Origin of the sequence: Eubacterium sp. BIOML-A2, assembly GCF_009680135.1 — a bacterium.
In the GTDB taxonomy this organism is placed as follows: Bacteria; Bacillota; Clostridia; order Lachnospirales; family Lachnospiraceae; genus Faecalicatena; species Faecalicatena contortus_B.
This window is the reverse complement of record NZ_WKZK01000019.1, coordinates 42,305-68,334: the sequence shown is the minus strand read 5'-3', so window position 1 is coordinate 68,334 and position 26,030 is coordinate 42,305. Positions and strand designations below refer to the sequence as shown.

General features: G+C 46.8%; 18 protein-coding genes. 13 read left to right on the top strand and 5 right to left on the bottom strand.

The genetic code is table 11. The annotated features are described in order from the left end of the window. Positions 1-58: 58 nt before the first annotated feature. Positions 59-967, bottom strand: a complete 909-nt coding sequence (locus tag GKG43_RS09055; protein WP_129879026.1) for a response regulator — start codon at positions 965-967, stop codon at positions 59-61. A 181-nt stretch (positions 968-1,148) separates the two neighbouring features. Here GKG43_RS09055 and GKG43_RS09050 point away from each other — a divergent pair, with 181 nt between their 5' ends. Beyond that, entirely contained in the window at positions 1,149-1,343 is a 195-nt protein-coding gene (locus tag GKG43_RS09050) for a helix-turn-helix transcriptional regulator (RefSeq protein ID WP_330377684.1), read from the top strand. A gap of 100 nt (positions 1,344-1,443) precedes the next feature. Here the strand turns inward: GKG43_RS09050 and GKG43_RS09045 are convergent, their stop codons facing one another. Together GKG43_RS09045 and GKG43_RS09040 are read right to left on the bottom strand one after the other, a co-directional pair. Beyond that, a complete protein-coding gene (locus GKG43_RS09045) occupies positions 1,444-3,399 on the bottom strand; it encodes an ATP-binding protein (RefSeq protein WP_055153853.1) in 1,956 nt (651 codons plus the stop codon). A gap of 25 nt (positions 3,400-3,424) precedes the next feature. After that, the gene (locus tag GKG43_RS09040) at positions 3,425-4,147 is read right to left on the bottom strand and encodes a LuxR C-terminal-related transcriptional regulator (RefSeq protein WP_050641443.1); all 723 of its coding nucleotides are present in this window, start codon (positions 4,145-4,147) and stop codon (positions 3,425-3,427) included. 438 nt (positions 4,148-4,585) lie between these two features. Between GKG43_RS09040 and GKG43_RS09035 the strand changes: the two genes are divergently transcribed. From GKG43_RS09035 to GKG43_RS09020, 4 genes are all read left to right on the top strand, one after another. Further along, complete coding sequence (locus GKG43_RS09035) at positions 4,586-7,228, top strand: indoleacetate decarboxylase (RefSeq protein WP_055153851.1); 2,643 nt, start codon at positions 4,586-4,588, stop codon at positions 7,226-7,228. 97 nt (positions 7,229-7,325) lie between these two features. After that, positions 7,326-8,639 (top strand): MFS transporter, encoded by a 1,314-nt coding sequence (locus GKG43_RS09030; RefSeq protein ID WP_242843871.1) that lies wholly within the window; start codon positions 7,326-7,328, stop codon positions 8,637-8,639. Positions 8,640-8,852: 213 nt separating this feature from the next. After that, positions 8,853-9,812: an indoleacetate decarboxylase activase gene (locus GKG43_RS09025; protein ID WP_243125841.1), complete on the top strand. Its 960-nt coding sequence runs from the start codon at positions 8,853-8,855 to the stop codon at positions 9,810-9,812. A 265-nt stretch (positions 9,813-10,077) separates the two neighbouring features. Further along, positions 10,078-10,785 (top strand): GntR family transcriptional regulator, encoded by a 708-nt coding sequence (locus tag GKG43_RS09020; RefSeq protein WP_050641440.1) that lies wholly within the window; start codon positions 10,078-10,080, stop codon positions 10,783-10,785. A gap of 171 nt (positions 10,786-10,956) precedes the next feature. Here GKG43_RS09020 and GKG43_RS09015 read toward each other — a convergent pair whose 3' ends face one another. After that, entirely contained in the window at positions 10,957-12,069 is a 1,113-nt protein-coding gene (locus GKG43_RS09015; protein ID WP_129879024.1) for a uroporphyrinogen decarboxylase family protein, read from the bottom strand. Positions 12,070-12,193: 124 nt separating this feature from the next. Between GKG43_RS09015 and GKG43_RS09010 the strand changes: the two genes are divergently transcribed. Continuing rightward, the gene (locus GKG43_RS09010; protein ID WP_050641438.1) at positions 12,194-13,054 is read left to right on the top strand and encodes an AraC family transcriptional regulator; all 861 of its coding nucleotides are present in this window, start codon (positions 12,194-12,196) and stop codon (positions 13,052-13,054) included. A gap of 782 nt (positions 13,055-13,836) precedes the next feature. Here the strand turns inward: GKG43_RS09010 and GKG43_RS09005 are convergent. Beyond that, the gene (locus tag GKG43_RS09005) at positions 13,837-15,927 is read right to left on the bottom strand and encodes an alpha-amylase family protein (RefSeq protein WP_129879023.1); all 2,091 of its coding nucleotides are present in this window, start codon (positions 15,925-15,927) and stop codon (positions 13,837-13,839) included. Between the two features lie 401 nt (positions 15,928-16,328). Between GKG43_RS09005 and GKG43_RS09000 the strand changes: the two genes are divergently transcribed. From GKG43_RS09000 to tdh, 7 genes are all read left to right on the top strand, one after another. Beyond that, complete coding sequence (locus GKG43_RS09000; RefSeq protein ID WP_050641436.1) at positions 16,329-17,702, top strand: sugar ABC transporter substrate-binding protein; 1,374 nt, start codon at positions 16,329-16,331, stop codon at positions 17,700-17,702. A 222-nt stretch (positions 17,703-17,924) separates the two neighbouring features. Further along, the gene (locus tag GKG43_RS08995; protein WP_050641435.1) at positions 17,925-18,803 is read left to right on the top strand and encodes a sugar ABC transporter permease; all 879 of its coding nucleotides are present in this window, start codon (positions 17,925-17,927) and stop codon (positions 18,801-18,803) included. Next, positions 18,804-19,646 (top strand): carbohydrate ABC transporter permease, encoded by an 843-nt coding sequence (locus GKG43_RS08990; protein ID WP_050641434.1) that lies wholly within the window; start codon positions 18,804-18,806, stop codon positions 19,644-19,646. A gap of 9 nt (positions 19,647-19,655) precedes the next feature. Beyond that, the gene (locus tag GKG43_RS08985) at positions 19,656-20,825 is read left to right on the top strand and encodes a PLP-dependent aspartate aminotransferase family protein (protein ID WP_050641433.1); all 1,170 of its coding nucleotides are present in this window, start codon (positions 19,656-19,658) and stop codon (positions 20,823-20,825) included. A 21-nt stretch (positions 20,826-20,846) separates the two neighbouring features. Then, entirely contained in the window at positions 20,847-21,917 is a 1,071-nt protein-coding gene (locus tag GKG43_RS08980) for a uroporphyrinogen decarboxylase family protein (protein ID WP_050641432.1), read from the top strand. Then, positions 21,914-24,637, top strand: coding sequence for a glycosyl hydrolase (locus GKG43_RS08975; protein WP_242843869.1), 2,724 nt, complete (start codon positions 21,914-21,916; stop codon positions 24,635-24,637). Before GKG43_RS08980 ends, GKG43_RS08975 begins: the two co-directional genes overlap by 4 nt. Before the next feature lie 232 nt (positions 24,638-24,869). Continuing rightward, the gene (tdh, locus tag GKG43_RS08970; RefSeq protein WP_202976923.1) at positions 24,870-25,904 is read left to right on the top strand and encodes an L-threonine 3-dehydrogenase; all 1,035 of its coding nucleotides are present in this window, start codon (positions 24,870-24,872) and stop codon (positions 25,902-25,904) included. Positions 25,905-26,030: the final 126 nt, after the last annotated feature.

Below are 26,030 nucleotides of genomic sequence, written 5' to 3'. Positions count from 1 at the left end.
AAAAAACTTGTAGTTTTCTGGAGTTATTATCTCATAGATAGATAAAACTAGCACGGTACTAGTGATTTACCGTATACGTCAACTGAAGCAGCAGATCCAGTTCCTTTTGAGGCCACAGTCCAAGACCGCCTTCGTGGCGCAGAATATGATGCACCTCATCCAGTGAAGCATTTCCAGACTTCATTAAGTATTCAAAACGAGTACATACAATTGCAATGTTAAGCAGTGTTGCAGATGGTTCGGAAAGGTTCTTGGGAAAGGCCGTATCTTTCAGATTACTGTGATGACAGAGAATAATCGTATGTATATCTTCCGGCAGGAATTTTTCTGCGATTTCAGCGCCCAGTATATTATGTCTGTCGCTGTCATTTCCCAGATCGGTTATCTCACCGGGAAGCGATAAGTATCCGATATCTCTCAGAAGAACCGCATAATGCAGGGTCAGCAGATCTTTAGTTGAGAGCCCCAGCGTTATGCCAAGACGTTTTGTAAAGTAGGCACACCGCAGATTACTGATCTGGATATCGGGTTTACGCTGTGAAAGGGCACATAAAAATCCCTGCGTAATCTTTTCGAAAGAGATCATGTTCATCTTATCCTCCTGCATGAGCAGTACGGCTTTGATCTTGGTCAGAAGTTCGATGCGTTTGAAGGGCTTGCTCAGGAAATCAATGGCTCCGGCTTCAAGTGCGCGGATTCTATGCTGGTCTTCATTCAGAGCGGTCAATATGATGACCGGAAGTTCTCTGCACTGTGGCAGACATCGCAGACGCTCGCATACCTGATAACCATTAAGAGTGGGGAGCATAATATCCACAATTGCCAGATCTGGTTTTTCTTTCTCTGCGAGGCTGATCGCTTCCAGGCCATCCGTCGCAACTACGGCGGTATATCCGTACTTTTCTAAGATATCTGTCATTAGCATCTGACTGGCTATGTCATCTTCGACAACTAATATTTTAGACATATAAGTCCTCCTTCATAACTTCCATAAATAAAAACGAGCAATTCTGACCTTTAACACAATTATGAGTGTAATATGTGTTAAAGTCAAGAAAAATTCTGATTATTAACACATTCTGTGGGTGATGAAAATGAAAATTTACATGTACAGGGGAAAGAAAAATTTGTGCGGTGAAAGAATTCGAATGGCACGATTAAAAAGGCGGATTACACAAAGCAACTTAGCTGCCAGGGTTCAGCTCGAGGGGATCACACTGGAAAGAGACAGCATAAGCCGCATAGAGAAAGGAACACGGTTTGTAACAGATTATGAGCTGAAAACATTTTCAAAGGTTCTTGGGGTAAGCATGGAATGGCTGACCACGGAAGATGCGCTGTAGTGAATATACTGCAGCGCTTTTTCTTATCTTATAAGGAAGTCTGCCTATAAGATAAGAAAAAACTTCCGCGAGTATTTCAAAAGATGGCATGTATGAATTTTTAGGACTCTGCAGGACTGTTATTCTCAGGTATAGATGGACAGACAGGCAGCACAACTTGGACAACCAGCCCATTGGGGGGATTATCTTCCAGCCAGATTTTACCCATATGCATCTCAACAAGACTCCTGCATATGGCCAGCCCCAGGCCCACACCTTGATAATTGCGGGTAAAACTTGAATTTACCTGCTCAAATGGATAAAAAACTTTTTCTTTAAATTCGTCTTCTATTCCAATACCATGATCAATTACGCTGATCGAGTAGATGGTTTCATTAACGGGGCGGAACCGAATGCAGATTTCTTTATTTTCTGGAGTGAATTTGATCGCATTTGATAACATATTTAACAGCAGCTGACGGATCTTTTGTATATCCCACATGGCTGTGAGGCCGGTATCCTCCGATTTTATATCGATTACAAGCTGCTGGTCCTTGCTCTGGATTAATGGCATGACTGATACGGAAACGCTTTCTATGATGTCAGCCACATTTACCTCTTCCAGGGAAAGGGTCTCAACATGTCTGTCCAGTTTAACAAAATGTAATATATCGTCTATTAATGCGAGCAGATGATTGCCGCTGTCCAGTATAACAAATATGTACTGTTTCTGCTTTTCGTTGAGCTCCCCAAATAATTCGTCATGAAGAATAGAGGCGAAACCGATGATGGAGTTGAGCGGTGTTCTAAGCTCATGGGACATATTGGCAAGAAACGCGGATTTGCACTTGTTAGCTTCTTTTAACTCGTCAATCGTATGTATAAGATACTCAGTCCGTTCCAGAACACGTTTTTCAAGAATCAAATTTTCCGCAATTAATTTTTGGGACATCGTGAGCAGGTCATCCGTAAGTTCCTGAATCTCTATTGGAACAAACCAGTTATCCCAGGAGATATTTTCCGGGGGTGTGCTGTCTTTGGCAATCGAGCGTGAGAATCTCTGCAGCTTATGCAGGGGAGCTGTAATACGGCCGCAGAGAACGCGGAGGACAAAAGCTGCAATGAGGATTAACAGCAGGGTTATTATGCTGATAAACAGCAGATCACCGTAACCAAGATCGGCAAACAGGTAAGTAGGTGCGCCGACCCCGATATTCCCGATTACTTCATTTTTTATGTTATACAGCGGATCGGCCACAATGATTCCATATCCATTCCTTTCATCCATTAGGATCTTTCCCTGCCAGCGTTTCCCTGCATTTGTTGTTTCGTAGAGTTCACTGTTCTGAAAGGAGCCTTCCAGGTAAGAAAAGTCATCGATATCGATATTGGAACAGATTCGAAGCCCTTTTTCTGCGCTGACAGACAAGTATGTACCGGGGACTGCGGAAGTATAATTGTGTGCCAGGGTATTATTGTTATTAATAAGGAAGCCGCCGACAATGGCTCCGTGCAGCCTTGTTCCATCATAGAGCGGAAAGAGGACCAGGTGCAGCATTGCCGGGATGTTTTCTGTATTAGCATTTAGCCGAACGCTTTGCCTGAAGGAAGGAGAAGCCTGATTGACAGACTCTGCCGATAGTATCTCCGTTGTATGTATGGGGGCAGTATCGTTTTCAAAAAATTGAAGCAGATAATCCAGTTCCCATTCTGTACCTGTCTGGTGGTCCGCACTGCACAGAATTCTGCCATGTTCATCTACTACAAGGTAATAACCGGGTTCCTGCTTATCTGCGAGCTTAAGGAGTTCATCTAAGGCCTGATAGTCTTTGCCGGCAATCAGTGCATTCAGGTCATTGTAATTGCAGATTCCGGCTAAGGTCTGCTCAATGGCTGTCTCGTGGATAAGCATCTGGTCTTTGGCTACGCTGAGGGCCACATCCAGGCGGGACAGGACTCCTTTATTGGCTGTCTTATAATTATGGTAAGCGATGATACTGCCAAGAGTTCCGAGTGTCAGGACAAGGATAAATAAAAATGCTATATAGATGTAGAATGCAATCGGTTTTTTCCTCATAATACCTCTCTTTCCGACAGGGCAGCTAATTCAGCATTTCGTAAACTGCGAGCTGTGTTCGGTTACTGAGACTCAGTTTTTTTAGAATGTTGCTAATATGTGCTTTTACCGTATGCTCACTGATCTGCAGATGGCCCGCGATCTGCTGGTTAGACATACCGATACTTACAAGATGGATAATTTCCTGTTCCCGGGAAGTCAGTTCACTGAGAGCTTCTTTATTAATCTTGATTTTGTCCTTTTTGTGGAATGTCAGTGCCAGGTCGTTGGAAGACATCAGGGAGAATATGATATCAAAACCGGACACGATCAGATTGGAAAGCTCGTAGAAATCGGTGGTTTCCGGATCGGAAGAGAAGGATTCGATATCATGAAATGAAGTAAAAAGTGCTTCCGTATTCTGATGCTGCGGCTGTGTAATGATAATGTAAAAATTTGCGTTATCCGTATCGGAGATGTCCAGTGGAAGACCCAGAGGGGCAATCGCATAAAAACACTGATAAGGACAGGTGGTAACGGTTAATGCTTCGGGAGGCCGCTGTGTCAGCCGTTTGGAAAAAACTTGACATACGCTGTCGGTATCCGTGAGTTTACTGTTGCAGAAAGGGATCTGGTTGGAGGGAATTGTGACAGGCTGGTTATCCACATTGTAAATGGTGATCGACACCTGAAAGTATTTGGAATACATATCCTGCAGCTGTTGTATTTTTGCCAGGGCGTATGCAAAACTTGTCTGTTTGGGTGTCATTGGGAGTCCTCCTCTTTCAAAATGAGTCGTTTACGGGATCTTCAGAGTAAAAGCAATCCGTAATGCTTGCCTGTGCTGTTTCATGTCTTTAATCCGGAAAATTCAGGGGTTCAGGAAAAACATTACGTCTTTGGATCAATACTCCATCAATCATACAATACCATAGATACGGTTAAAAAAAAATTAGAAATAAGTATTAGATTGGGCTAAATCTAATACTTTTGACCAGATACAGGAGGGGAATAGCACATTATAGCTATATAGAGAAAAAGCATAGATAAATAAGACTATTTATGGAAGTTATCAGAAAAAAATAGGTAAATATCCTAATTTTCAAATATATTATTTTGAATTATACTGAAAATATAGATTATCGCATAGAAAGAATCCGGACTTTCGAGTGAAAAAAAGAGAAAATAAGAGGAGGTATTACAAAGTATGGAAAAAACAAAATCTCGCGTTCTTGAAATGCTGGAAACGGGGAAAACGGTAGCATGGCCGCCTACAGCAAATGCAGATAGGGAATTGACGGACTTTGTCCAAAAAGAAGTGGTAGGAAAGCCGTCTACTGATCGTACACAGAGGCTGTTCGACCATTTTCTGAATTCAAAATGCCGTTTTGACGGACAGATGCCATTGTTATATACCGAAGCGTGGAAAAAGTATGACGGCATGCCGCTGTATATCCGCAGAGGTCTTTCATATAAGTATATGATTGAGAATATGGACGCTACCGTAAAAGAAGACGAAGTAATCGTTGGCTCAAAGACACGTTTTACGCGTGGTGCAACGATGTATCCTCAGTTCTCTACAAAATTTATGATTGATTTCCTGAATATGGCGGAAGATGAGGAAGCAAAACTATTTTCTGTGAGCGGTGATGATGAGGCTCACAATATCAAAGAAGAGGGCTGGATCAAACTGGGTCAGTTGTTCTCTATCCGTGAAGAAGAAGTAGCGCCGATGAAAGAGTGCCTCGAGTATTGGAGCACACGTTCTATAGAAGATGTATCTGAGAAAGTAATGGAAGAATCCTTCCCATATTATAAAGATTTGAAACTGGCACAGAAAGTGGGGATATTCCCTGGCTCCGGTCTTGCATCCGGATGTGACGGACGCTGGACACCGGCATATGACATTATCGTTGAGCGCGGCCTGGAAGATGTGATTGCTGAATGTAAGCGTCATCTGGAAGAAGAACAGCCGATCAAAAAAGAGGGAGCAGAGAAAATCTATTTCTGGCAGGCTTGTATTTATACTTGTGAGGCAATCATTACATGGGCAAAACATTATGCCGAGGACGCACGCCGCCAGGCGGAGACTGCAGCTGAGCCCCGTAAGAGCGAGCTGCTTCTGATGGCGGAAGGTCTTGAATGGGCTCCGGCCAAACCGGCCCGTACATTTAGAGAAGGGCTGCAGGCTGCATGGCTCGGACATCTGATGGTTTGGAACGATTCCATTTCTCTTGGACTGTCACCGGCTCACTGGGGGAAGCTATTATATCCGTTATATGCGGCAGATCTTGAAGCAGGACGCATCACAAAAGAAGAGGCTCTTGAGCTTTGGGAAATCATGAGAATTAAGTTCAGTTCGGAAGAATATATCACGCCATCAGCATGGGCTGCTATGGCATCCTCCAATTCCTTCCAGCATATGACGGTAGGCGGACTGGATCCGAAGACTGGACAGTGTATTGATAATGAATTAGAGGATATGATTCTTGAGGCAGGGGTGAATATTCCGACACCGCAGCCGACCCTGGGTATTCTCGTAAGCTCCAAGACTTCGGAACATCTGCTTTTGAAAGCGGCAGAGACAACGAAGGCCGGGTGCGGATATCCCGCATGGTTCAATTATGATATGCAGGTTCAGCACCTTCTCTGGTGCCATGCGGAGGAGAACATTACGCTGGAGGATGCAAGAGACGTTAGTATTGCCGGATGTGTTGAGATTGGCATGCAGGGTACCACACATGGCATTAACCATCCTGCATTCTATAATGAAGGAAAAACATTCGAACTGGCATTAAATAATGGGGTTGACCCGAGAACCGGCGAAGTCTGTTTCACAGGCTGTAAACCGATCACCTGTTATCAGGATGTCTGGGATAACTTTATTATGATCCGTGAGCATTATATGAGAGTTTACATGCGTTACTGGGATTTCGTAATCGGTATCTGCCGCGGGATTCATCCGAAGATCGCAGGTTCTGTACTGATGCATGACTGTGTAGCGGTTGGACGTCCGCAGGATGACAATGGATGCCGTTACAATAAGTCAGTCACACTGCTTGATTCCGGAACAGTAAATGTCTGCAATGGTCTTGCGGCAATGAAGAAGCTGATCTGGGATGAAAAGAAATATACATTTGAAGAATTTAAAGAGGCGATTGACAACAATTTTGGTTATAAGGTTGGTGCTGTTGCAGGTAACTTCTCTATGCTTAATCAGGAAATCGAACCTTCATTACACATGAAATATGCGAAGATCCATAAGGATATCCTGGAGGCGCCGAAGTTCGGCAATGATGATGATTATGTAGACAATATCTTTGTAGATCTGTGGCACGACTATGACAGAGTCTGTGCATCAGAGATTACATATCTTGGATATCGTTGGCTGACGGCGGCATTATCTATATCTGCTCATGGGCCTCATGGCAGGGTTACCGGGGCTACGGCAGATGGCCGTCTGTCAGGAGTTACTCTTTGTGATGGTATTCTCTCCGCATCGCCCGGAACGGATACAAACGGGCCGATAGCGCTACTCAATTCCGGAGTGAAACTGGATCCTACAGAGTATCGCAGTGTTCAGCTCAACATGAAGATTCATCCGAATGCGATCCGCGGGGACGAAGGAAGCCGAAACTTTGTAGACTTTATTAAATCATACTTCAATAATGGCGGCTATCACGTACAGTTCAATATCGTTGACTCGAATATGCTCCGCGATGCCCAGAAGCATCCCGAAAACTACCGTGAACTGATGGTTCGTGTTGCCGGATTCAGTGCTTATTGGTGCGAGCTTGGGAAACCTATTCAGGATGAAGTTATTGCCCGTACGGAATACAATCAGGTATAAACCAGATGATTCATCAGCTAATTTAGATAAGTCTTTCAGCCTGGAGGAGGGGAGTGGTTTCTCCTCCTCTTTAAAATATCGGTGAGGAGGAATGGAAATGAGTGAAAAAAGTGTAAAATTCTCTGGCTGGTCAGTGACGGGGGCGGCATTTGTGATTGTATTGTTCCATATGACAATTCGCGGTTCATTTGCAACGTTAATCAATGGAATGGTTGAAGCAACCGGCTGGTCAACCGCTGCTGTTTCAGCAGGCAGTTCAATCTTCATGGTGATGTACGGGCTCTTTGCTTTTTTCGTTGGGACATATATTGATAAGCTTGGCTGCCGTGTTACCTACACGATGCATGGTATTATCATGGGAGTTGGTTTATTCCTTTGCAGTTTCGCAAAAGAGCCATGGCAGTACTGGTTATTCTACGGTGTAATTGCCGGTATCGGTTCTGGTGCGTTCTGGGCTCCTATTACCTCTATGGTTCGTCAGTGGTTCATGGATAAGTTAGGTCTTGCAATGGGCCTTACAACAGCCGCTGCCGGTGTTGCCATGAGTATCGGGCCTCTTCTGTCCATGATTCTGATTTCAACGGCTTCATGGCAGATCATGATGAGAGTATTCGGTATTGTCCTGATGATAGGTATTACAATTGCGGCACAGTTTACCAAGAGTAAACCAGAGGCCTTTGGCCAGAAACCGCTGGGATATGACAACTTCATGGCAAAGATGGCAAAAGCAGATACCGGCAAGAAAAAAGAAGAGTTCTATGTCCCATTTAAATGGGCAGTAAAACACAAATCTTTCTGGACACTTGCATTGTTATGGTTCTTCTCTAACTTTGCTGAATTTATCGTATTTTCACATTCTATTAACTATGTTACAAGGGATCTTGGTTATGATAAACTTTCTGCAACCTATATATACTGCATCATAGGTCTGATGTTCATTATCTCAGCAGTAGTGGTAGGCGGTTATGTTGATAAACTGACGAAGAAGATGAGTGATCCGGTTAAGGCGCGTAAGAGAGTTCTTACATTCTCCTATGTCGGATGTGCAATTATGGCGCTGTGGCTGAATTATGGAGTCAGGCTTACTGCAAATGGCGGACAAAGCCACTGGGCGTTCCTGGCCTATGCAATTCTCTTCGGTCTTGTATATGGAATGTACATTCCGACAGTAGCAGGCTACGTCGGAGTTATCCTTGGCCGAAAAGAGATGCCGCCTGCTTGGGGGCTTATCTCACTGGTCGGAATGGCAGGCGGAGCAGGCATGGGTCCTTACGTTGCAGGCGCCCTTCGTGATGCGACAGGAAGCTACTTTGTAGCGATCTGGATTTCCGTAATATTCTACCTTGTAGCGTGTGTATTTGTTAATATAGCGAAACAGCCGTCGAGTGAAGAGGTGTGGGGCGATAAGTAGACAATTAGATTCCTGGGATTAGACAGCAGGGGCGGGGAATTCGGATTCCCCGATGCCCCCCTGCGGCGCGGCTTAGAGCATGATTTTAATAAAAAAGAATACTTAACGTGAATAACCTGCTCAACTTGAGACGCTCTGGTTTATAATTTGAAAATTTTGTACTAAGCTGGGAGAAAGGAGAGCCGTCCGCCGGACTCGAAAGAGGATAGCAGGATGGTATGTATAGATATGGAAAATAAAGATGAGATGAAGGCATTGGTTTTTGATATTCAGAGTTTTTCGACTCATGATGGACCGGGAATCCGAACTAATATTTTCTTTAAGGGATGTCCGCTCACCTGCCTGTGGTGTGCCAATCCGGAGGGGCAGAAGGCAGTACCGCAATTATTCTACACAAAGATGAAATGTGCAGGATGCATGTTCTGCGCAAAAGTATGCCCCCATGATGCAGTTACGGCATATAAGACGCCTGAAGAGATCGAAAAATATGGTTTTGTCCGTCATGACAGGGAAAAATGCGATAAATGTAAGACGCATAACTGTGTGGAAATGTGCCTTCAGAATGCTCTGGAGATTACCGGAAAATGGATGACGGTTGATGACATTATGGAAAAGGTACACAGAGACGCTTCTTACTATGCGGGAAAAGGCGGAGTTACACTATCCGGAGGGGATCCTCTGATCTATCCCGAATTTGTGACAGAACTTCTGCGGCGCTGCAAGAATGAAGGAATCAATACGGCTCTTGAGTCCGAACTGTGTGTGCCGTGCCGGAACCTGGAACTAGTCATGCCGTATATTGATCTGTATCTGACAGATATTAAGATTATAGACGAGCAGAAACATATAGAGATGACCGGAGTCAGCAATAAGCAGATCCTGGAGAATCTCCGTTTCATCGGGCATACCTGTCCGGAAAAGGCATGTCTCCGCTATCCGATCATACCAGGCTGTACGGACTGTGAGGACAATGTTCATGCAATAGGAAAGTTCTGCAGGGATAATGGCTTCAGCCGGGTGAATATTCTGCCATATCATAAACTGGGCTCTTCGAAACATGAACGGCTGGGAAGTACGTATCTTCTTCCGGATGTACAGGCGCCGGGGGATGAAGAAATGCGCTGCATTGCGGATATATTGGAATCCTATGCGGTAACGTGTATTATTAATTGAGTAAAAGGAAAATTCATGGAACCGTTCCTGGTTCTGAACAGAGACAAATTCTTTTCCCTATATGGCAGTGCCGCGGCAATCTACAATGAACCGGCACTGCCCTTTCATTGTCATAAATCTTTTTTGCAGTATCAGGCTTTTCTCCCGTCCTGCCAAACTGATATTTGGCGGGATATGCCAAAAGAATTTAAATGAATATGACTTGACTCGGCTCCGATGCTGACTTATAATCAAATAAAAAGCGGTCAGACCGGTAAGGAGCAATATGGATTACAATAGAGAAACAGAAAACAAAAGATTACTATATTCTAAATTGTCGGATAAAATTTATCAATATATAAAAGATGAGAACCTGCGTCCCGGAGACAAACTGCCCGGGGAGCGGAAGCTTGCGGCAGAATGGAAAGTAAGCCGTCCCAGCCTGCGCGAAGCGATCAGGGAGCTGGAGAACCAGGGAATTGTCCATGCGGAAGTGGGAAAAGGGACATTCGTCACAGACTATGTGGAAGGCAGACAATTCAGCATCCACCTGGCTTTAAAGAATTTTCTGGAATTGTTTGAAGTAAAGACGGTATTAGAGCGTTACAGCCTGGAGAAAGCGATTCCCAACATATCAGAAGAGCGCCTGAACCAGCTGGAAGATATGGCTGTCCAAATGAATGCCATAGCGTCCACCGGAATCATGCCCAAAGAGATGGATCATCATTTTCACAGATATATTCTCGAGTGCTACGGGAACCAGGAGATGACCAATCTGGTCTGCAATATGATCGAGATGTACGAGACTTTTGATGATGAATTGTACGGATATTTTGAAGAAAAAGACTTTGATTACTTCCAGATCCTTCTAAAGACGTTCCCTTACCACCTGGAAATGGTTCAGATGATGAAAGAAAGAAACGTGGAAGAAGCACTGAAACGATACGATAAAATAGTGGCACTGGATTTGGAGATTTATAAGCGGATCGAGTAGGGGAGGGGCGCTGAGCAAAAGGAGACCAGATTCCGGCCGGATCTGTGTATGTTATTTCAGAACCCGCACTGTGTGTTTAGAATCAGTAACAGAAAAAAATAGAGGGCAATATTTGATGCGGTCATCAAATATTGCCCTCTATTTTTTTCTGTTACTGATTCTATAGCACACCTAAACGATATCTTTCACCCGCTCACAGTAGTACTGTACAATTTCCCACTTTGCGTCTTCGGGAATTCTGTGATCCGGACAGGGGATATAGCCCAATTCTTCTGCCATTGGTTTTAGCCTTTGGATTTCTTCGTCGATGGCGGCATAATCAAGGGACAGGAGGTGTTTGCGCATACCGCCGATTCCTTTCACTTGTTTTCCATACTTGGCACGCCAAGGGGATATGCTGGCGTCCCAGGTACCTACTTCGATGGGAAACATGGTGTTGACTCCGTTTTCCAGCCAGGCGGGGAGGAGGGAATCTACCAGGCCGTCACAGTCTACGCTGACGATGCGGATATGATGCGTGTATAAAAGATCTGTGATCTTTTTGTAATAGGGGGCGGTGTATTCTTCAAACATCATGGGAGAGAGCAGGGGGCCGTTTTTGTAGCAGACATCTTCCCAGAAATGTGCATAATCGAACTGCACGCCTGTTTCCAGTGTACGCTTTACGGACTGATAGCAGAGATCGCCCACGGTGCGGAACATTTCCTCCAGCAGCTCTTCGTCATCGGCCATCAGATAACTGAGGCCTACGATTCCAAGATAATCCCGGATCCGGCCGCAGAGGCTGCCGCAGTGGAGACCGATGGGGCGCCCCTTGGCCTGCTCTGTCTTTGCATATTCTAATTCGGCCTGAGAAAATCGCTCCTCTGTGTAGGTGAGCCTGGGAAGATAATGTTTTTCCCAAGAGTCTCTGTCGGTTAAGAGATGGTCTACTTCGGCGGGAATAGATTTTGCACCGGTTCTCTGGAGGACATAGACGCCGTCACAGTTCAGATATTTGTCAAAGCCATTGTCCAGGTGTTCTACTACTTTTTCCTCAAAGAAAGGAAATAATTCCGTCGTGGTTATACGGTTGGCATGCCATCCGAAATCAAACCCCAGCTTTTCGGAGAGAATGGCCTCGGCCTCAAAGGAGTACTCTTCGAGATCCAGTATGTCTTTGCTGACATGTCCCTCCCGGACCCATTTTTCAACGACCTCCGGCGTAAATCCAAAGTGTACAGCGGGCATGCGGTCCGGTTTTTCATAATTCATAATTGCGTGCAGACGTTCACGGTTGCTCATAATGACCTCCTATAAAATAATTGATTTATGCACTATCATTTTATATAATAATATCATCTATAACAAAGGAAATGTTTTGGATTGTTGCTTTAAAATATAGGAAAATTGCTATAAAGGAGACGGGATGAAACTACAATATCATTATGCATTGTCGGGAGATTCCTACGATGTGAGGCATACGTCTGGCGCGATTGCAAAGAACCTGAATTTTCATGTGGATTCGCTGGGGCATTACCATGCATATCCGGGATACTACACCGACAGAGAAGGGCTCGATACCTATCTGCTTTTATTTACTTTATCCGGTCAGGGGTATCTGGAATATCAGGAGCGGGAATATTTTCTGACGAAGGATACTGCGGCGCTGATCAGCTGCAGCGAACATCAGTTTTACCGCACAGAGTCTGAGGATTGGGAATTCAAATATATCCATTTTTATGGCAGCTCCGCCGATAAATACTATGAGATGCTGCGAACCCAGGGAGCAGTATTTCTTAATATTTCGGATCCCATCAGGATGAATGAACTCCTGAAAGAACTAAAGAGCTGGGCGGCCAAGAGCGGAGGATCCGCGGACATCAGGACGGCCAGTACCATGGAAAATATTTTCGCAGAACTTCTGGTAGAACAGCTGAATCCCAAACAGGATAAAGCATATATCCTTCACAGAAAAGCGATTATGGAAATAACCGATTATATACAGGAACATTATCAGGAAGACCTGACAGTAGATCTACTGGCAGATAAAGTATCCATGAGCAAGTATTATTTTATAAGAGTCTTCAAGAAAGCAACGGGGATATCCCCCTATGAGTATCTGAAATGCTGCCGTATCAATGAATCCAAGCGGCTGTTAAAAGAAACGGCCTATTCCGTGGGCCAGATCGCAGACATGACGGGATATAAAAATGTAAATATCTATATCCAAAACTTCAAACAATGCGTGGGGACAACACCGCTAAGGTATCGGAAGAAGGCGGTTTAAGGGGGGAGGTCGCCTGTCGGGCGCGGGACTTCTGCCGCGGCCCGGGAAACTTCTGTGTCCCTTTCCGGCTGCGGGACGTTTGCCTAGGCTCTCTAAATAAAAACTACATCCGATTGGGAGGCACCGGCGGCATTCACCCCGCAATTCTGATGAATTGCGCGGCTCAGGCCGCCTTAAATGCTGCTTCGGAAGCAGCATTTAGCCTCCCAATCGGATGTAGTTTTTATTAAGAGAGCCTACGGCGCACTCTATGCATCCGGAAAGGGACACAGAAGTTTCCCGGGCCGCGGCAGAAGTCCCGTTCCCGACAGGCTAGGTGCCTCCTGGGTGGAACGAGCCGGTAGGGGGAGGGGCGCCAGGGATCGTGTTGGGAGAATCTTTTTTCAACCGGGGCTACGCAGCTCCAAAAAAACGAATCCATCCACTGCCCCCGTAAAGAAGCCCCCCGGGCAACGAGTTATCCCTGCCGTCTGGATGCACCAGCGAAATGAAGGGATGGCCGCAATCCTCCCAAGTGCACACATGCCGTTTTGAAGCGCTAAAGCGGACCTTAGAAATTCTTGGAATCCGACAGCCAAAAAAGCAGGGAGATTTTGTGATCACCAAATCACAAAATCATGCGGCCCAGCGCGAGAAATCATCCGATTTCTCGTGATGTGCCGCATGTGCCCTGCTTTTTTGGCTGGCGGCTTCCTAGAATTTCTTAGGTCCGTGTCCGCGCATCAAAACGGCATGTGTGCACTTGGGAGGATTGCGGCCATCCCTTTATTTCGCGTCCCCCTCTACGCACTCACTCCTTTGCCCCCCTTCCCGCATATAATGATCTGCTGAAGGGTGAACTCCGGAAGTTTGACGATTGTTTTTCCATCCTGTTTTTCTGTTTCCAGAATCCGGGTCTCAGGATATACTATTTCGATCTGTCCAACAGGCTGTGTGATCTCAAGGGTTCCTCCGCTTAAGGGATAGGCATCCCCGTGGAAACGCTTGGGAACCATGGAAATCTGGTGGATGATCCAGCTGTCTTTGGTCTCGAAATAAGCGGTCCTTATGGCCTCGGGCAGGTCAGTTCGGTTCCGGACTGCGGGGGTGATTTCTTCCATTTCCAGAAGATCCCGGAATAGTTCATGTGGATATTGGAAGCTCTCCAGGGATGCCATGGTGAAAAAGTCAAAGGCCATGTAGTAGGTTCGGCCTTTCTCTATGCTGTTGCAGAGCAGGGCCGGAAGTCCTGCATCTTTTCCCGGCGGCGGGCTCCACCAGTTTACCCAGTGCTCTGCGTCACAGGCAACACAGGGGAGCACGAAAGTTAAAAGTGTCTCTGCTGCTGCAGCCGGTTCTGTTTCTATAAAGTGTTCGCTCACCGGTGGAGTGGTGCAGGACAGCAGGCCCGAAAAACTTCTGGTTTCTGTGTTTTTCAGGTAAGCGGACCAGCGGTTCGCGGTATATTCGGTATTAATAGCAGCATTTCCCGTTCCAAACAGCTCACTGATGGAGGATGCGGGACGCTTCGTGGAATCGGCGTTCCAGAGGCCGCTTTGGCCTGAACTGATGAGAAGGCCGCCGTTTGCCACATACTCTTTTAACAGTGCGGCGGTGTCTTCTTCTATGACGTAAACTTCCGGCAAGAGAAGCACATCGTACTGCGCCAGGAGTGACGGGGTTAATGTCCGCTCCGGCAGAACCATGTAGGGAACCTTGGCATGTTCGCACAACTGCATTGCACCCAGTACGGCATTCTGGTGCGGGTTGTGCCGCTTCATGCGGATAATGGCATCCGGATGAAGCGCGGGCAGGTTCACGGTCATGGACAGATCGCTCTGCAGGATGCCGGCACACTTAACAGGGCTGCGTCCCGTCAGATAGGGCTCCATTTTTTCGATCTCGGTAAATGCTTTTCCCAGGCGGCGGGCTTCCTCAAAATCCAGGGTGCCGTCAATGTGCTGGGAGCCGCTGTACATTCCGACGCGGCAGCCCTGGGCTGCGATCGAAGAAAGGTCACAGATGTATTCGTTAACGGAACTGTAGTTGTAGACCTGGGACGCTTCCCCGGGCACCAGGATCGGATACTGTCCGATGGCAGTGTCCCTCGCGTAGGCGGAGGAAAACCAGTTGTCCTTGAGCAGAGGCTCGGAAAACTGATAGTCCAGCATGTCACGGATTTCCTGCGGATAGTGGCAGGAAAAATTGATCGTAACAGCAAGTCCCGGATCAATGGCCTTAACCCGCTGCTTTAGTTCCTCCAGAAAATCTTTTGCGTTTTGATTTAAAAACTGTACGATATCGGCCTTGTGTGCCAGAATATCTTCGGTGGTTTCAGGAAGCGGATAGTGGTAAACAGAAGCAAATTTACTGCGGCAGGCATCACAATAACAGAGTGAAGCGCCGAAAATATCGAGAAACAGAGCGTCCGGTGTGTAATTTTTAACGATTTCTTCCAGCTGCGCGAGGCAGTATTCTCTGTACCCGGTCTGATAGCAGCAGAGGCTCCATTTGGCGAATTCATCGTCCCGGATCAGCGGAGAGCCGTCCGGCTGCCTTACACGCCATTCTGGAAATCTTCGGGCAGCACCCTCATCATATTCAATACAATAGTAGGCGACAAATTCAATGTCTTTTTCTTTCAAAAGAGTACTGACCTCGCGGATCCAGTCTCCTTTGATCCCTTGATGCTTCTGTGCTCCTTTGATATTACTTGGATAATAAGTTACCCCCCAGTGGTCCTTGCAGTATACCATAAGAGAGTCTATATGTGCAGTCTCAAAAAAATCCTCGTATTCTTTGATATCCAGATGGTTAAGTAAAACATCGGGGGGCTGCGGAGAATGATGGTCAATCAGGTAGCATCGCCTTGTGGCAGTGTATTTTTTACTCATCTTTTATTAAGCAATAGACAGTAAAAACTGTGTATTGCCTGCTCCTTTCTGAAATTTGGAAAATAGCAGTGCTAAAAAACTTAAGAAGTGAGAGCAGATAAGGGGAAGTATATTAAGCTAAGAATATAAAAATTAAACAGGGTTGTCAAGCGCATTTTAGAAGATGAGTAATAAAAAATAACCAAAAATGATGCGGATAAATTAGATAAAAAGTATAAAAATTACAAATTTATTGACAATTAATTGGTGAGATGTTAGTATAATTGCATAAGTGGTCAGACCGGAAATACCTCACACCAGTGACCGGCAGGACCAGGTAAGGGAGAAGTGTTACAAAAAAGGAAAAGAGTTCGGATCATTTGGTATTGTGGTCTGAAAAAACAGAAAAAGGAGAGGAAAGTATGAAAAAGAGATTATTGGCGGCACTCATGGCAGCGGTAATGGTAGGCGGTCTGCTTGCAGGATGCGGTTCATCCGAGAAGAAGGAAAAGACCGACTCAGATACGGCAAAAACAGAATCGGAAGTAACACTGCGTTTCATCGATGTCAGCCCCAGCCCTCAGCGTCAGAAGTATTACGAAGGCGTATTTGAGAAGTTCAAAGAGGAGAAAGGCATTACGGTTAAGTATGAGAGTGTTCCGTGGGATGATGCGGCAGATAAACTGACCGTGCTTGGAACATCCGGACAGCTGCCGGATGTTATTACAACACACCCGCTCTGGCTGGGACAGTTCACCGAGGCTGACTGGGTAATTCCGATTGATGATTATGTAGAGGAAAACGGCGACCAGTTCGTAGAGGCAGTACAGAAGATCAACTGGGCGCAGGAAAAAGAGAGATACGGACATGTATACTCCGTACCGGATGGTTTTATGGTTAAGGGTATCTTCTACAGAAAAGACTGGGTAAAAGAGATTGGATATGAGATCCCAACAGGGGATAAGTGGACATACGATGCATATTTTGATCTGATCAAGGCTCTGACGGACAAAGACCAGAAGCGTTATGGCAACTCTTTCAGAGGCGCCAGGGGCGCATTTGATCCGCTGCTTGCTTACTTACAGTCATTTACGGGCGGTTATGTATACGATGAGGAAGGAAACTTCATACTGAACACACCAGAATGCGTAGAAGCAGTAGAAAAATGGTGTGAGATCTATACAGACGGCTATGTGCCGGAAGATTCTGTTAACTGGGGATTTGTTGAGATGGTCGATAACTTTACCGGCGGCCTGACAGGTACAATTTCCAATGACTCAGAAGTGGCAATGGCTTGTGAAGAGAAGATGGATCCGGAACAGTGGGGCGTACTTCCGATGCCGGTATCAACCGTAGACGGAAAGATGATGAACACAGCAGGAAGCCCATATTCCTACACGATTGCAAAGACCTCTGAATATCCGGATGAGGCGCTGGAACTGATTGATTTCTTGGTTAGACCTGACAATAACATTGAGTACTGCAAGATGGGCGGCCTGATTCCGATCAAAAATGATGTCGGCGACGATGATACATATGGTGAAGACGGACCTTATGCAGTATTCTTAGACGAGCTGAATGACCCGAACTTTACAGTTCCGCCGATGTATGGCCCATTCAACTATACAGACCTGCACCAGGATATGTTCCATACTGAACTGCAGAAGTACCTGCTTGGACAGCAGTCAGCAGAAGATGTGCTGAACCACATCGGAGATGAGCTTACAACCAGAATGAAACAATACCTGGCAGATAATGAAGGATCTACGATTGAATCACCCAAGACGATGCAGTAGGCATTGGAAAGGAAATAATTAATCGTAAAGTGAGATATGAGTAACAGCTCAGGCCTGCCTGAACTGTTACAGATAAGAGTTAAAAGGGGGATTTAATGTGGAAACTTAAAAACATTAATCCCCCTGTTTTAGCTTCATAGTTAAAACCATTTGGGCTGCGCCTCGCAGCGGGAGTATCGGGGCATACATGAAAACGAACCGACAAAGGAGAGTGATACCTGCATGAAAAAGAAAATGGAACCGTGGTTATTTTTACTTCCAGTACTAGTTATTTTGCTTCTGCTGTTTGGCTATCCGCTGATTAACAGTATTATTATGGCGTTTCAAAATTATAAGCTGACTGCGCCGAATGATATCCAGTTTAACGGGCTTGAGAACTTTGCCAAGTTGTTTGGTGATCCGGACAGCATGATGATCCTGAAAAATTCCTTCATATATGTGATTGTATCCGTTCTCGGGCAGTTCCTGCTTGGGATGATGCTGGCGCTGGCGCTGAAAAAACAGTTCCGCGGCAGAGGGATTTACCAGTCCATCGTTTTTCTTCCCTGGGCTTTTTCAGGGTTTGTAGTCGGCCTGATCTTCCGCTGGTCCTTTAATGGGGAATATGGTGTTGTGAATAACCTTCTTATGAAATTCGGCTTGACCGATCATAACATCGCATGGCTGGGCACGCCGGGATTCTCATTGGCGGTTGTCATTATGGCCATGATCTGGATGGGAATTCCGTTCTTTGCCATTATGATACTGGCGGCGCTGCAGTCGATCCCTTCCGATGTATATGAGGCGGCGGATGTAGACGGCTGCGGGACGATACGGCAGTTTTTCCAGATTACGCTCCCATACATAAAGCCGACACTGATTACGACGGTTCTTTTGCGGACGATCTGGATCTTCAATTCCCTGGACCTGGTGGTGATTATCACGGACGGCGGACCCGCAAACACCTCGCAGACGCTTCCGGCGTACATGTATTCAAAGGCGTTTGGATCCTATGACTTTGGATTTGCGGCGGCGCTGGGTGTGATTCTGATGCTGATACTGGGAATCTATGCGATGGTATTCCTCAAGGTTACCAAATATGATAAGGCAGGTGATTTTTAAATGAGCAGAAAAACAAAGAATGCAATTGGCGGAACCATACGTGTATTGATTTTAATTTTCTTCTTCTTACTGGTTGTGCTGCCCATTTACTGGATCGTGGTTACCTCCTTTAAATCCAGCGGCGAAATACTGGACCTGAATAACATCACCTATTTTCCAAAGGCATTTACGTGGAAAAACTATACGGATCTGTTTGAGCAGTTTAACTATGGTGTTCTGCTGAAAAACAGCCTCCTGGTATCTGTGGCTTCCGCACTGGTCGTAACTGTATTTTCCATGTTGGGCGGATATTCACTGGCTCGTTATAAGTTTAAAGGAAAACAGACAGTCATCCTCTTTTTCCTGGTAACACAGATGATCCCCGGGATTCTGGTTATAATCCCGCTGTACATCATTTTCTCAAAGATGGGGCTGATCAATACCCATATTGGATTGTTTATCTTTTACGTGACGGCGAATCTTCCGTTCTGTGTCATTACGATGCGGAGTTTCTTTGAACGGATACCGGTAACCCTGGAGGAAGCCGCCAGAGTAGACGGATGCACAAAGATGCAGTCGCTGTTTAAGATTGTATTTCCAATCATGTTCCCGGGAATTGTGTCCGTATTTGTATTCGGATTCATCGGAGCATGGAACGAGCTGATTGCCGGTTCTATCTTTATCAGCACCCCGGAGATGTGGACGATTCCGGTGGGATTGAAGACGTTGATCGGAAAATACAATGTAGAATGGGGCCTTTTGATGGCCGGCGGTGTTATGGCGCTGCTTCCTACTGCGGTCATGTTTGCGGCCATGCAGAAATTTATTGTGGAAGGTATGACGGCCGGAGCCGTGAAAGAATAGGTGGAATCTATGAGAGAAGACAGATTGGCAGTGACACATCTGGGGGAAGACCAGAGCCAGTATTTAAATGCGGTGGTTCCTCCGGTCTTTATGAATTCTCTGCATATATTTGACAGCCTGGAATCCTATGCGGCTCATGGGGAGAACGAGGCCTATGTTTACGGCAGGGCGGCGAATCCAACGGTGAACATCCTGGAAGAAAAGGTGGCTGCCCTGGAGCAGGGCAGCAGAGGGATTGCATTTTCCAGCGGAATGGCGGCGGCATCGGCGGCAATCCTGGCCGTGTGCCGTGCAGGCAGCCATATTATATGTATGCGGGATGTCTACCAGCCGGTAAAAAATATACTGAACACCTATTTTATCCCGCGCATGGGCATGTCGGTTTCGTACTGGGACGGAACCGATATGGATGTGCTGGAGGGGATGATTCAGGACAATACGGATATGATTCTGCTGGAAAGCCCGGCAACCTTCGTATTTACGGTAACAGATATAGCGAAGACGGCGGAAATCGCCAGGGCACATGGAATCAGAACTTATATTGATAATACATTCTGTACGCCGCTGTTTCAGAAACCGCTGACAATGGGCATTGATATCGTGATGCATACGATGTCAAAATACATTGGCGGGCACAGTGATATTATCGGAGGTATCCTCGTTGTAAAAGATGAGAATTTGGGGAAATATCTGAAGGAAACCGTCAGAGCGCTTTTCGGGGGCATTCTCGGGCCGATGGAGGCGTGGCTGGGGATTCGCGGGCTGCGTACTCTGCAGGTGAGGGTGGAAGAACACCAGAGGACCGCCATGGCTGTGGCTCAGTATCTGGAGAAGCATCCGAAGGTAGAAAAAGTATATTATACGGGACTGGCGTCGCATCCGCAGGCTGAACTGATTCAAAGGCAGCAGACGGGACACACAGGCCTTATGAGTTTTGTACTGAGGGAGGCGCCCGAAAAGGCGGCGGAGACAGTCAACCGTCTGAGGGTATTTGAGATCGGATGTTCCTGGGGCGGGTTTGAGAGTCTGGCGCTGTGCCCTCTGCTGCACTACAGCCAGGAAGAATTGGAATTTTTAAATCTGCATGCACATGACAGCGGTCTGATCCGCATTCATTGCGGGCTGGAAGGCGCAGATGTGCTGATCGAGGATCTGGAGCAGGCGCTGCAGGCGAGGTAACGGTATTTAGAGAGGGAATCTATGACAAATCGAGAGAGAGAACAGGCAACTTTGAATTTCGGCCGGCCCCAGGGGCGCGGATCTGTGGAGGAGACATTCTATCCATGGGATCTGACTGTCGGCAGATTTCACGGGGAGGGCCTTCCCGAAGCAATCTGGAAAGGGCTTATACAGCAGGAAGAGGAAGCCTGTGAAAAGTATTTTAAAGTGAGTTTTGGAGAGCCGGTGCTGGCGTACGAATCTTATCTCGGGTTTGATCCGGTCAGGCGGGCGAAGTTTCTGCTTCCCCATGGCGGTGATTCCGGACTGCGGATTGCGTCCTCAAGCGATTGGGAGGCGGTTCGGGAGACCTCTGAAAAAGAAGTCGCGCGCTGGTTTACCGATGAAAACATAGGCAAGGTATATGGAAGCCTTGCGAAAGGGCATAAAGACGGGGATTATTCTGTGCGCATGAATATAGAGGGCTTTTTCTGGGTACCCCGGGAACTGCTGGGCGTGGAAGAGCATCTGTATGCTTTTTATGACGAACCGGAACTCATTCATGAAATTAACAGTTTTACCCTGGAGATATATGAAACATATCTTCCAAAAGTGCTGTCTGTGATACAGCCCGATCTGATCTATATTCAGGAAGACCTGAGCGGGAAGAACGGCCCGATGATATCGCCGGACTGTTTCAGGGAGTTTGTGGGTAATTATTACAGAAAATTAATTCCTTTGTTGAAAAAACACGGCTGCGGCAATGTGTTTGTGGATACGGACGGGGATTTTATGAAGCTGATTCCTGAATTCATTGACGCAGGTGTAGACGGATTTCTTCCCATGGATGTGAACGCGGGCATGGATATTGCTGCTGTGCGCGGCAGCTTCCCAAACCTGAAGTTCGTGGGCGGTTTTAATAAGCTCTGCATTGCAGAAGGGCCGGAGGCAATAGACAGGGAATTCGAACGGATTCTGCCGGTGATCAGGCAGGGCGGGTATATACCCGGGGCCGACCATCAGGTGGCGCCTTCTACTTCTCTGGATCATTACAGATACTATATCAGCAGGCTGCAGGAAGTTATGAAACAGGCAGGGAGGTTGAATCATTGAATAAAAAGGAGATTAGAGACCAGCTGTGCCATCCCCGCAGCGAGACAAGGGGCAGGACGCGATGGTGGTGGTACGGCTGTGCGGCAGATAAAGAAGAAATTGTACGGGAACTGGATCTGATGCAGGAGGCCCGGATTGGCGGAGTGGAGCTTCAGATACTTTATCCACTGCAGCCGGATGATGAGGAGAAAGGCATACATAATTACGAATATCTGTCGCCGGGATTTATGGATATGATACGGTTTGCGGCGGATGAGGCGGCAAAGCGAGACATGCAGTTTGATCTGACCCTTGGTTCGTCCTGGCCTTTTGGAGGCCCGTTCCTTAAGGAAGAGTTAAGCGGACAGAGCGTTCTGCCGTTTACGATTGATGTAGAAGGGCCTTGCACCTTTTATAAAGATCTGACTACGGTTATCTATGGAAAAGTAGTCGGGGCCGTGCTTGGCAAGATGGAAGGAGCCCGTATGCTTCCGGAAACCATTGTGGATATTACGGAGCGGGTGGTGGATAAGTACCTGTTTAACTGGCCCTGGGGAACAGAGATTGGCGAGATCCAGGTGCCGGAAGGACTGCATAAGATCGTACTGTTTGTTTCCAGTGATAAGAAACAGCGGGTGCTCAAACCCCTGCGCGGAGGTGACGGGCTGATTATTGACCACAACAGAAAAGAGTCTCTGCGGGCATTTTTGGAATACGGCGGAGACCCGATTGTGGAAGCAGTGGGAGAGGGGAAGATCGGGAACTTTTTCTGTGATTCCATCGAAGTATTCGGGCATAACTGGACGGATATTCTCTATGAAGAATTCAAAAAGAGGCGCGGATATGAACTCAGGCCGTATATCTATGCGCTCTGGGGAGAAATCCGCGGGATGACAGAGCAGGTAAGATATGATTTTCAGAAGACCATGGCAGAGCTGACGGTGGAGAATTTCTTCCGGGAACTGACGGATTGGTGCCATGAGAAAGGCGCGCTCTCCAGAATCCAGGCGCATGGAACCTGGGGGGATATCCTGCAGGCATATGGCGCGGCAGATATACCGGAGGGAGAGACCTTCTCGGCCTTTGACAGATATGAAGTCAATACGGTGCACAGAAGGCTGGCTGTTTCCGCAGGCCATGTATATCACAGGCCGGTTATATCCAATGAATCCTTCACATGGCTCCGTTTTCCGCGCTTTGTGGTATCACTTGAGAATATCAAGGCGGCCGCAGACAGCATATTCCTGGATGGAATCAACCAGATTGTCAATCACGGCTATAGCTATAGCCGGGCGGACGGTGATGAGATGCTGGCTTTTTATGCATCTACCAACATCAACCATACCAATACATGGTGGAAATACTATAAAAATATCAGCGTTTATATCAACCGGGTATGTGACTTCATGCAGCGCGGCGAGCCAGTTGTTACGACGGCGGTCTATCTGCCCCAGCATGATATCTGGGCAGAGACCCCCCTTGCGGATACGCATATGTGCATGAAGCTGGATGAGAGACTGGATGCGGCCTGTGTAGATGCGGTCCATAAAGCGGGCTACTGGTTTGACTATGTAAATGACGATGTATTGGAACATTGGGATGCATATCTGTACGACACCCTGCTCCTTATAGAATGTGACAGAATTCCGATCAGTACAATGAGAAGAATCCGGGAATTCGCGGAGCATGGCGGTAAGGTGATTGCAGCAGGCCGGCTTCCGAAGAAATCCTGCGGACGCATTGGGTACGAGGAAAATACAGAAGAGGTCCTGAAGATTGGACATGAACTGCAAAGCTGCGGCAGAGTGGTGGTTACGGAAGATAAATATGGCAGCCTCATCGCGGAACTGCGCAGGGTGAAAGTACCGGATGTCAGGATCGGAATGCACCCTGATATGGTGGGATATGTGCATCGCAGAACAGAGACGGAGGATATTTATTTTATATCTAATATCAATAAAAAAGGTTATGAAGAAACTATTAAATTTACAAATAAGAGGAACGGATTCTGCGTATTTGATCCCATGAGCGGTCAGGAAAAAGCGATACGGTCTGTATCGGAAGAGGTGGACGGAATAGAAGTTAAATTATATCTGGAAGCATTTCAATCCCTGATCTTTGTATTTGGCAGCGGGATGGAACAGCCTCTGACTGAGACGAAGCCTGAGGAGAGCGGACTTCTGGATATTTCCTGCGGATGGACGTTGGAAGTACCGGAGAGATCTGTACAGAGAAGCTATGACCAGCTGGAAAGCTGGGAACAGGAGCCGGAGCTTAAGTATTATTCCGGAAGCGGCAAATATGTGAAAGAGTTCCGGATTGAGGAAGGTCAGTGGGAGAAATTTTCGGGTCAGGACAGGATTCTGCTGCAGCTTGAGCATGTTGGGGAAACAGCCGAAATCTATGTGAATGGTCAACTGGCAGATACCCTGATCAAGCGTCCTTATCAGACGGATATTACCGGATTGTTACAGGCGGGAGAGAACAAAATTGAAATTGTCGCTGCAAACCTATTGATTAACAGGATGATAGATCCGGGGTATCCGGAAAAAGAGCTCGAAAAGATGATCCCCCAGTGGCCATATGCGACCGGCGGGCTGGATCAGTGCAGAAAAGAAAGGCTTTTTAACTGGCGGGAGAGAGAGATGATCAAGGAACCGCTTCCATCCGGGCTTTGGGGGAAGATTAAGATCATGGGCCTGAGACAGAAGCATTATGTATACCCGCAGGGTACTCCGTAATACATGCCCTGCGGGCGGATCCGCAGCAAGCTGCGGAATAAGGTATACCCAAAGGGCACCTCGTAATTCATGCCCTGCGGGCTGGCCTGCAGCATAGCTGCAGAATTAGGTATAGAATACACTGCCGGGAGCTGTGTAAAGTGCAGGAAACTGGATGTTGCTGCATTGAGATTTGAAACACTCTCCGGGGCAGAGGTGAAAAGGAGTGGTTGGTATGGCAGAGCAGAATACAATGTGGGCGCTGGTGAAGGAGAAACCGGAACCGGGGCTTTGGATGAGACGCGTGGAGATTCCGCAGGTCGGTAAGAACGAGGTAAAGATCAAGATCCTGAAAACTTCCATCTGCGGAACGGATGTACATATATACAACTGGAACAAATGGGCGCAGGAGACAATCCCCATCGGCCTGACGGCAGGACATGAGTATGTCGGCGAGATTGTTGAAACCGGTGAAAATGTAGAGGGATTCTATGTCGGAGAAAAGGTATCCGGGGAGGGCCACATTGTCTGCGGCAAATGCAGGAACTGCCTGGCAGGACTTCCCCACCTCTGCAGGAACACGCAGGGAGTTGGAGTAAACCGGAACGGGGCGTTTGCGGAGTATCTTGTAATCCCTGCAACGAATGTGTGGAAGTGTTCTCCTCAGATCAAAGAAGAATTGTATTCCTGCTTTGATCCGCTGGGGAATGCGGTGCATACGGCCCTGTCCTTTAACGAAATCGGCGAAGATGTCCTGATAACAGGGGCGGGCCCCATCGGAATTATGGCGGCTGCGATCAGTAAGCATGTGGGGGCCAGGTATGTGGTGATTACGGATGTGAATGAATACCGTCTTGCGCTTGCCAGGGAAATGGGGGCCACCCGTGCCGTCAATATCGCAAAAGAGAATCTGAAAGACGTGATGTATGAGCTGGGGATGAAGGAAGGCTTCGATGTGGGGCTGGAAATGTCCGGAAATGAAGCCGGCTTTAACGATATGGTAAATAATATGAAAAACGGCGGAAAGATTGCGCTTCTCGGACTTCAGAAATCCAATGCCCGGATCGACTGGAGCAAGGTGATCTTCAACGGTCTGACCATCAAGGGGATTTACGGAAGAGAAATGTGGGAGACATGGTACAAGATGGATACTATGCTTCAGAGCGGGCTGGATATTGAGCGAATTATTACTCATAGGTTCAATATTAAGGACTACGAAGAGGGATTTGCCGTTATGAACAGCGGAAATTCCGGCAAAGTAGTATTGGATTGGACATCCTTGTATTAGAGCGTGTCTGACAATTCATTTGCCCTGCCGGTTGTCCGGTAAGCGGGAATGCTCATTTAATAACAGTTCATTCTTGCATGAACTGTTACGATTATACACGTTTTAGCGGTATAGAATATATTGATA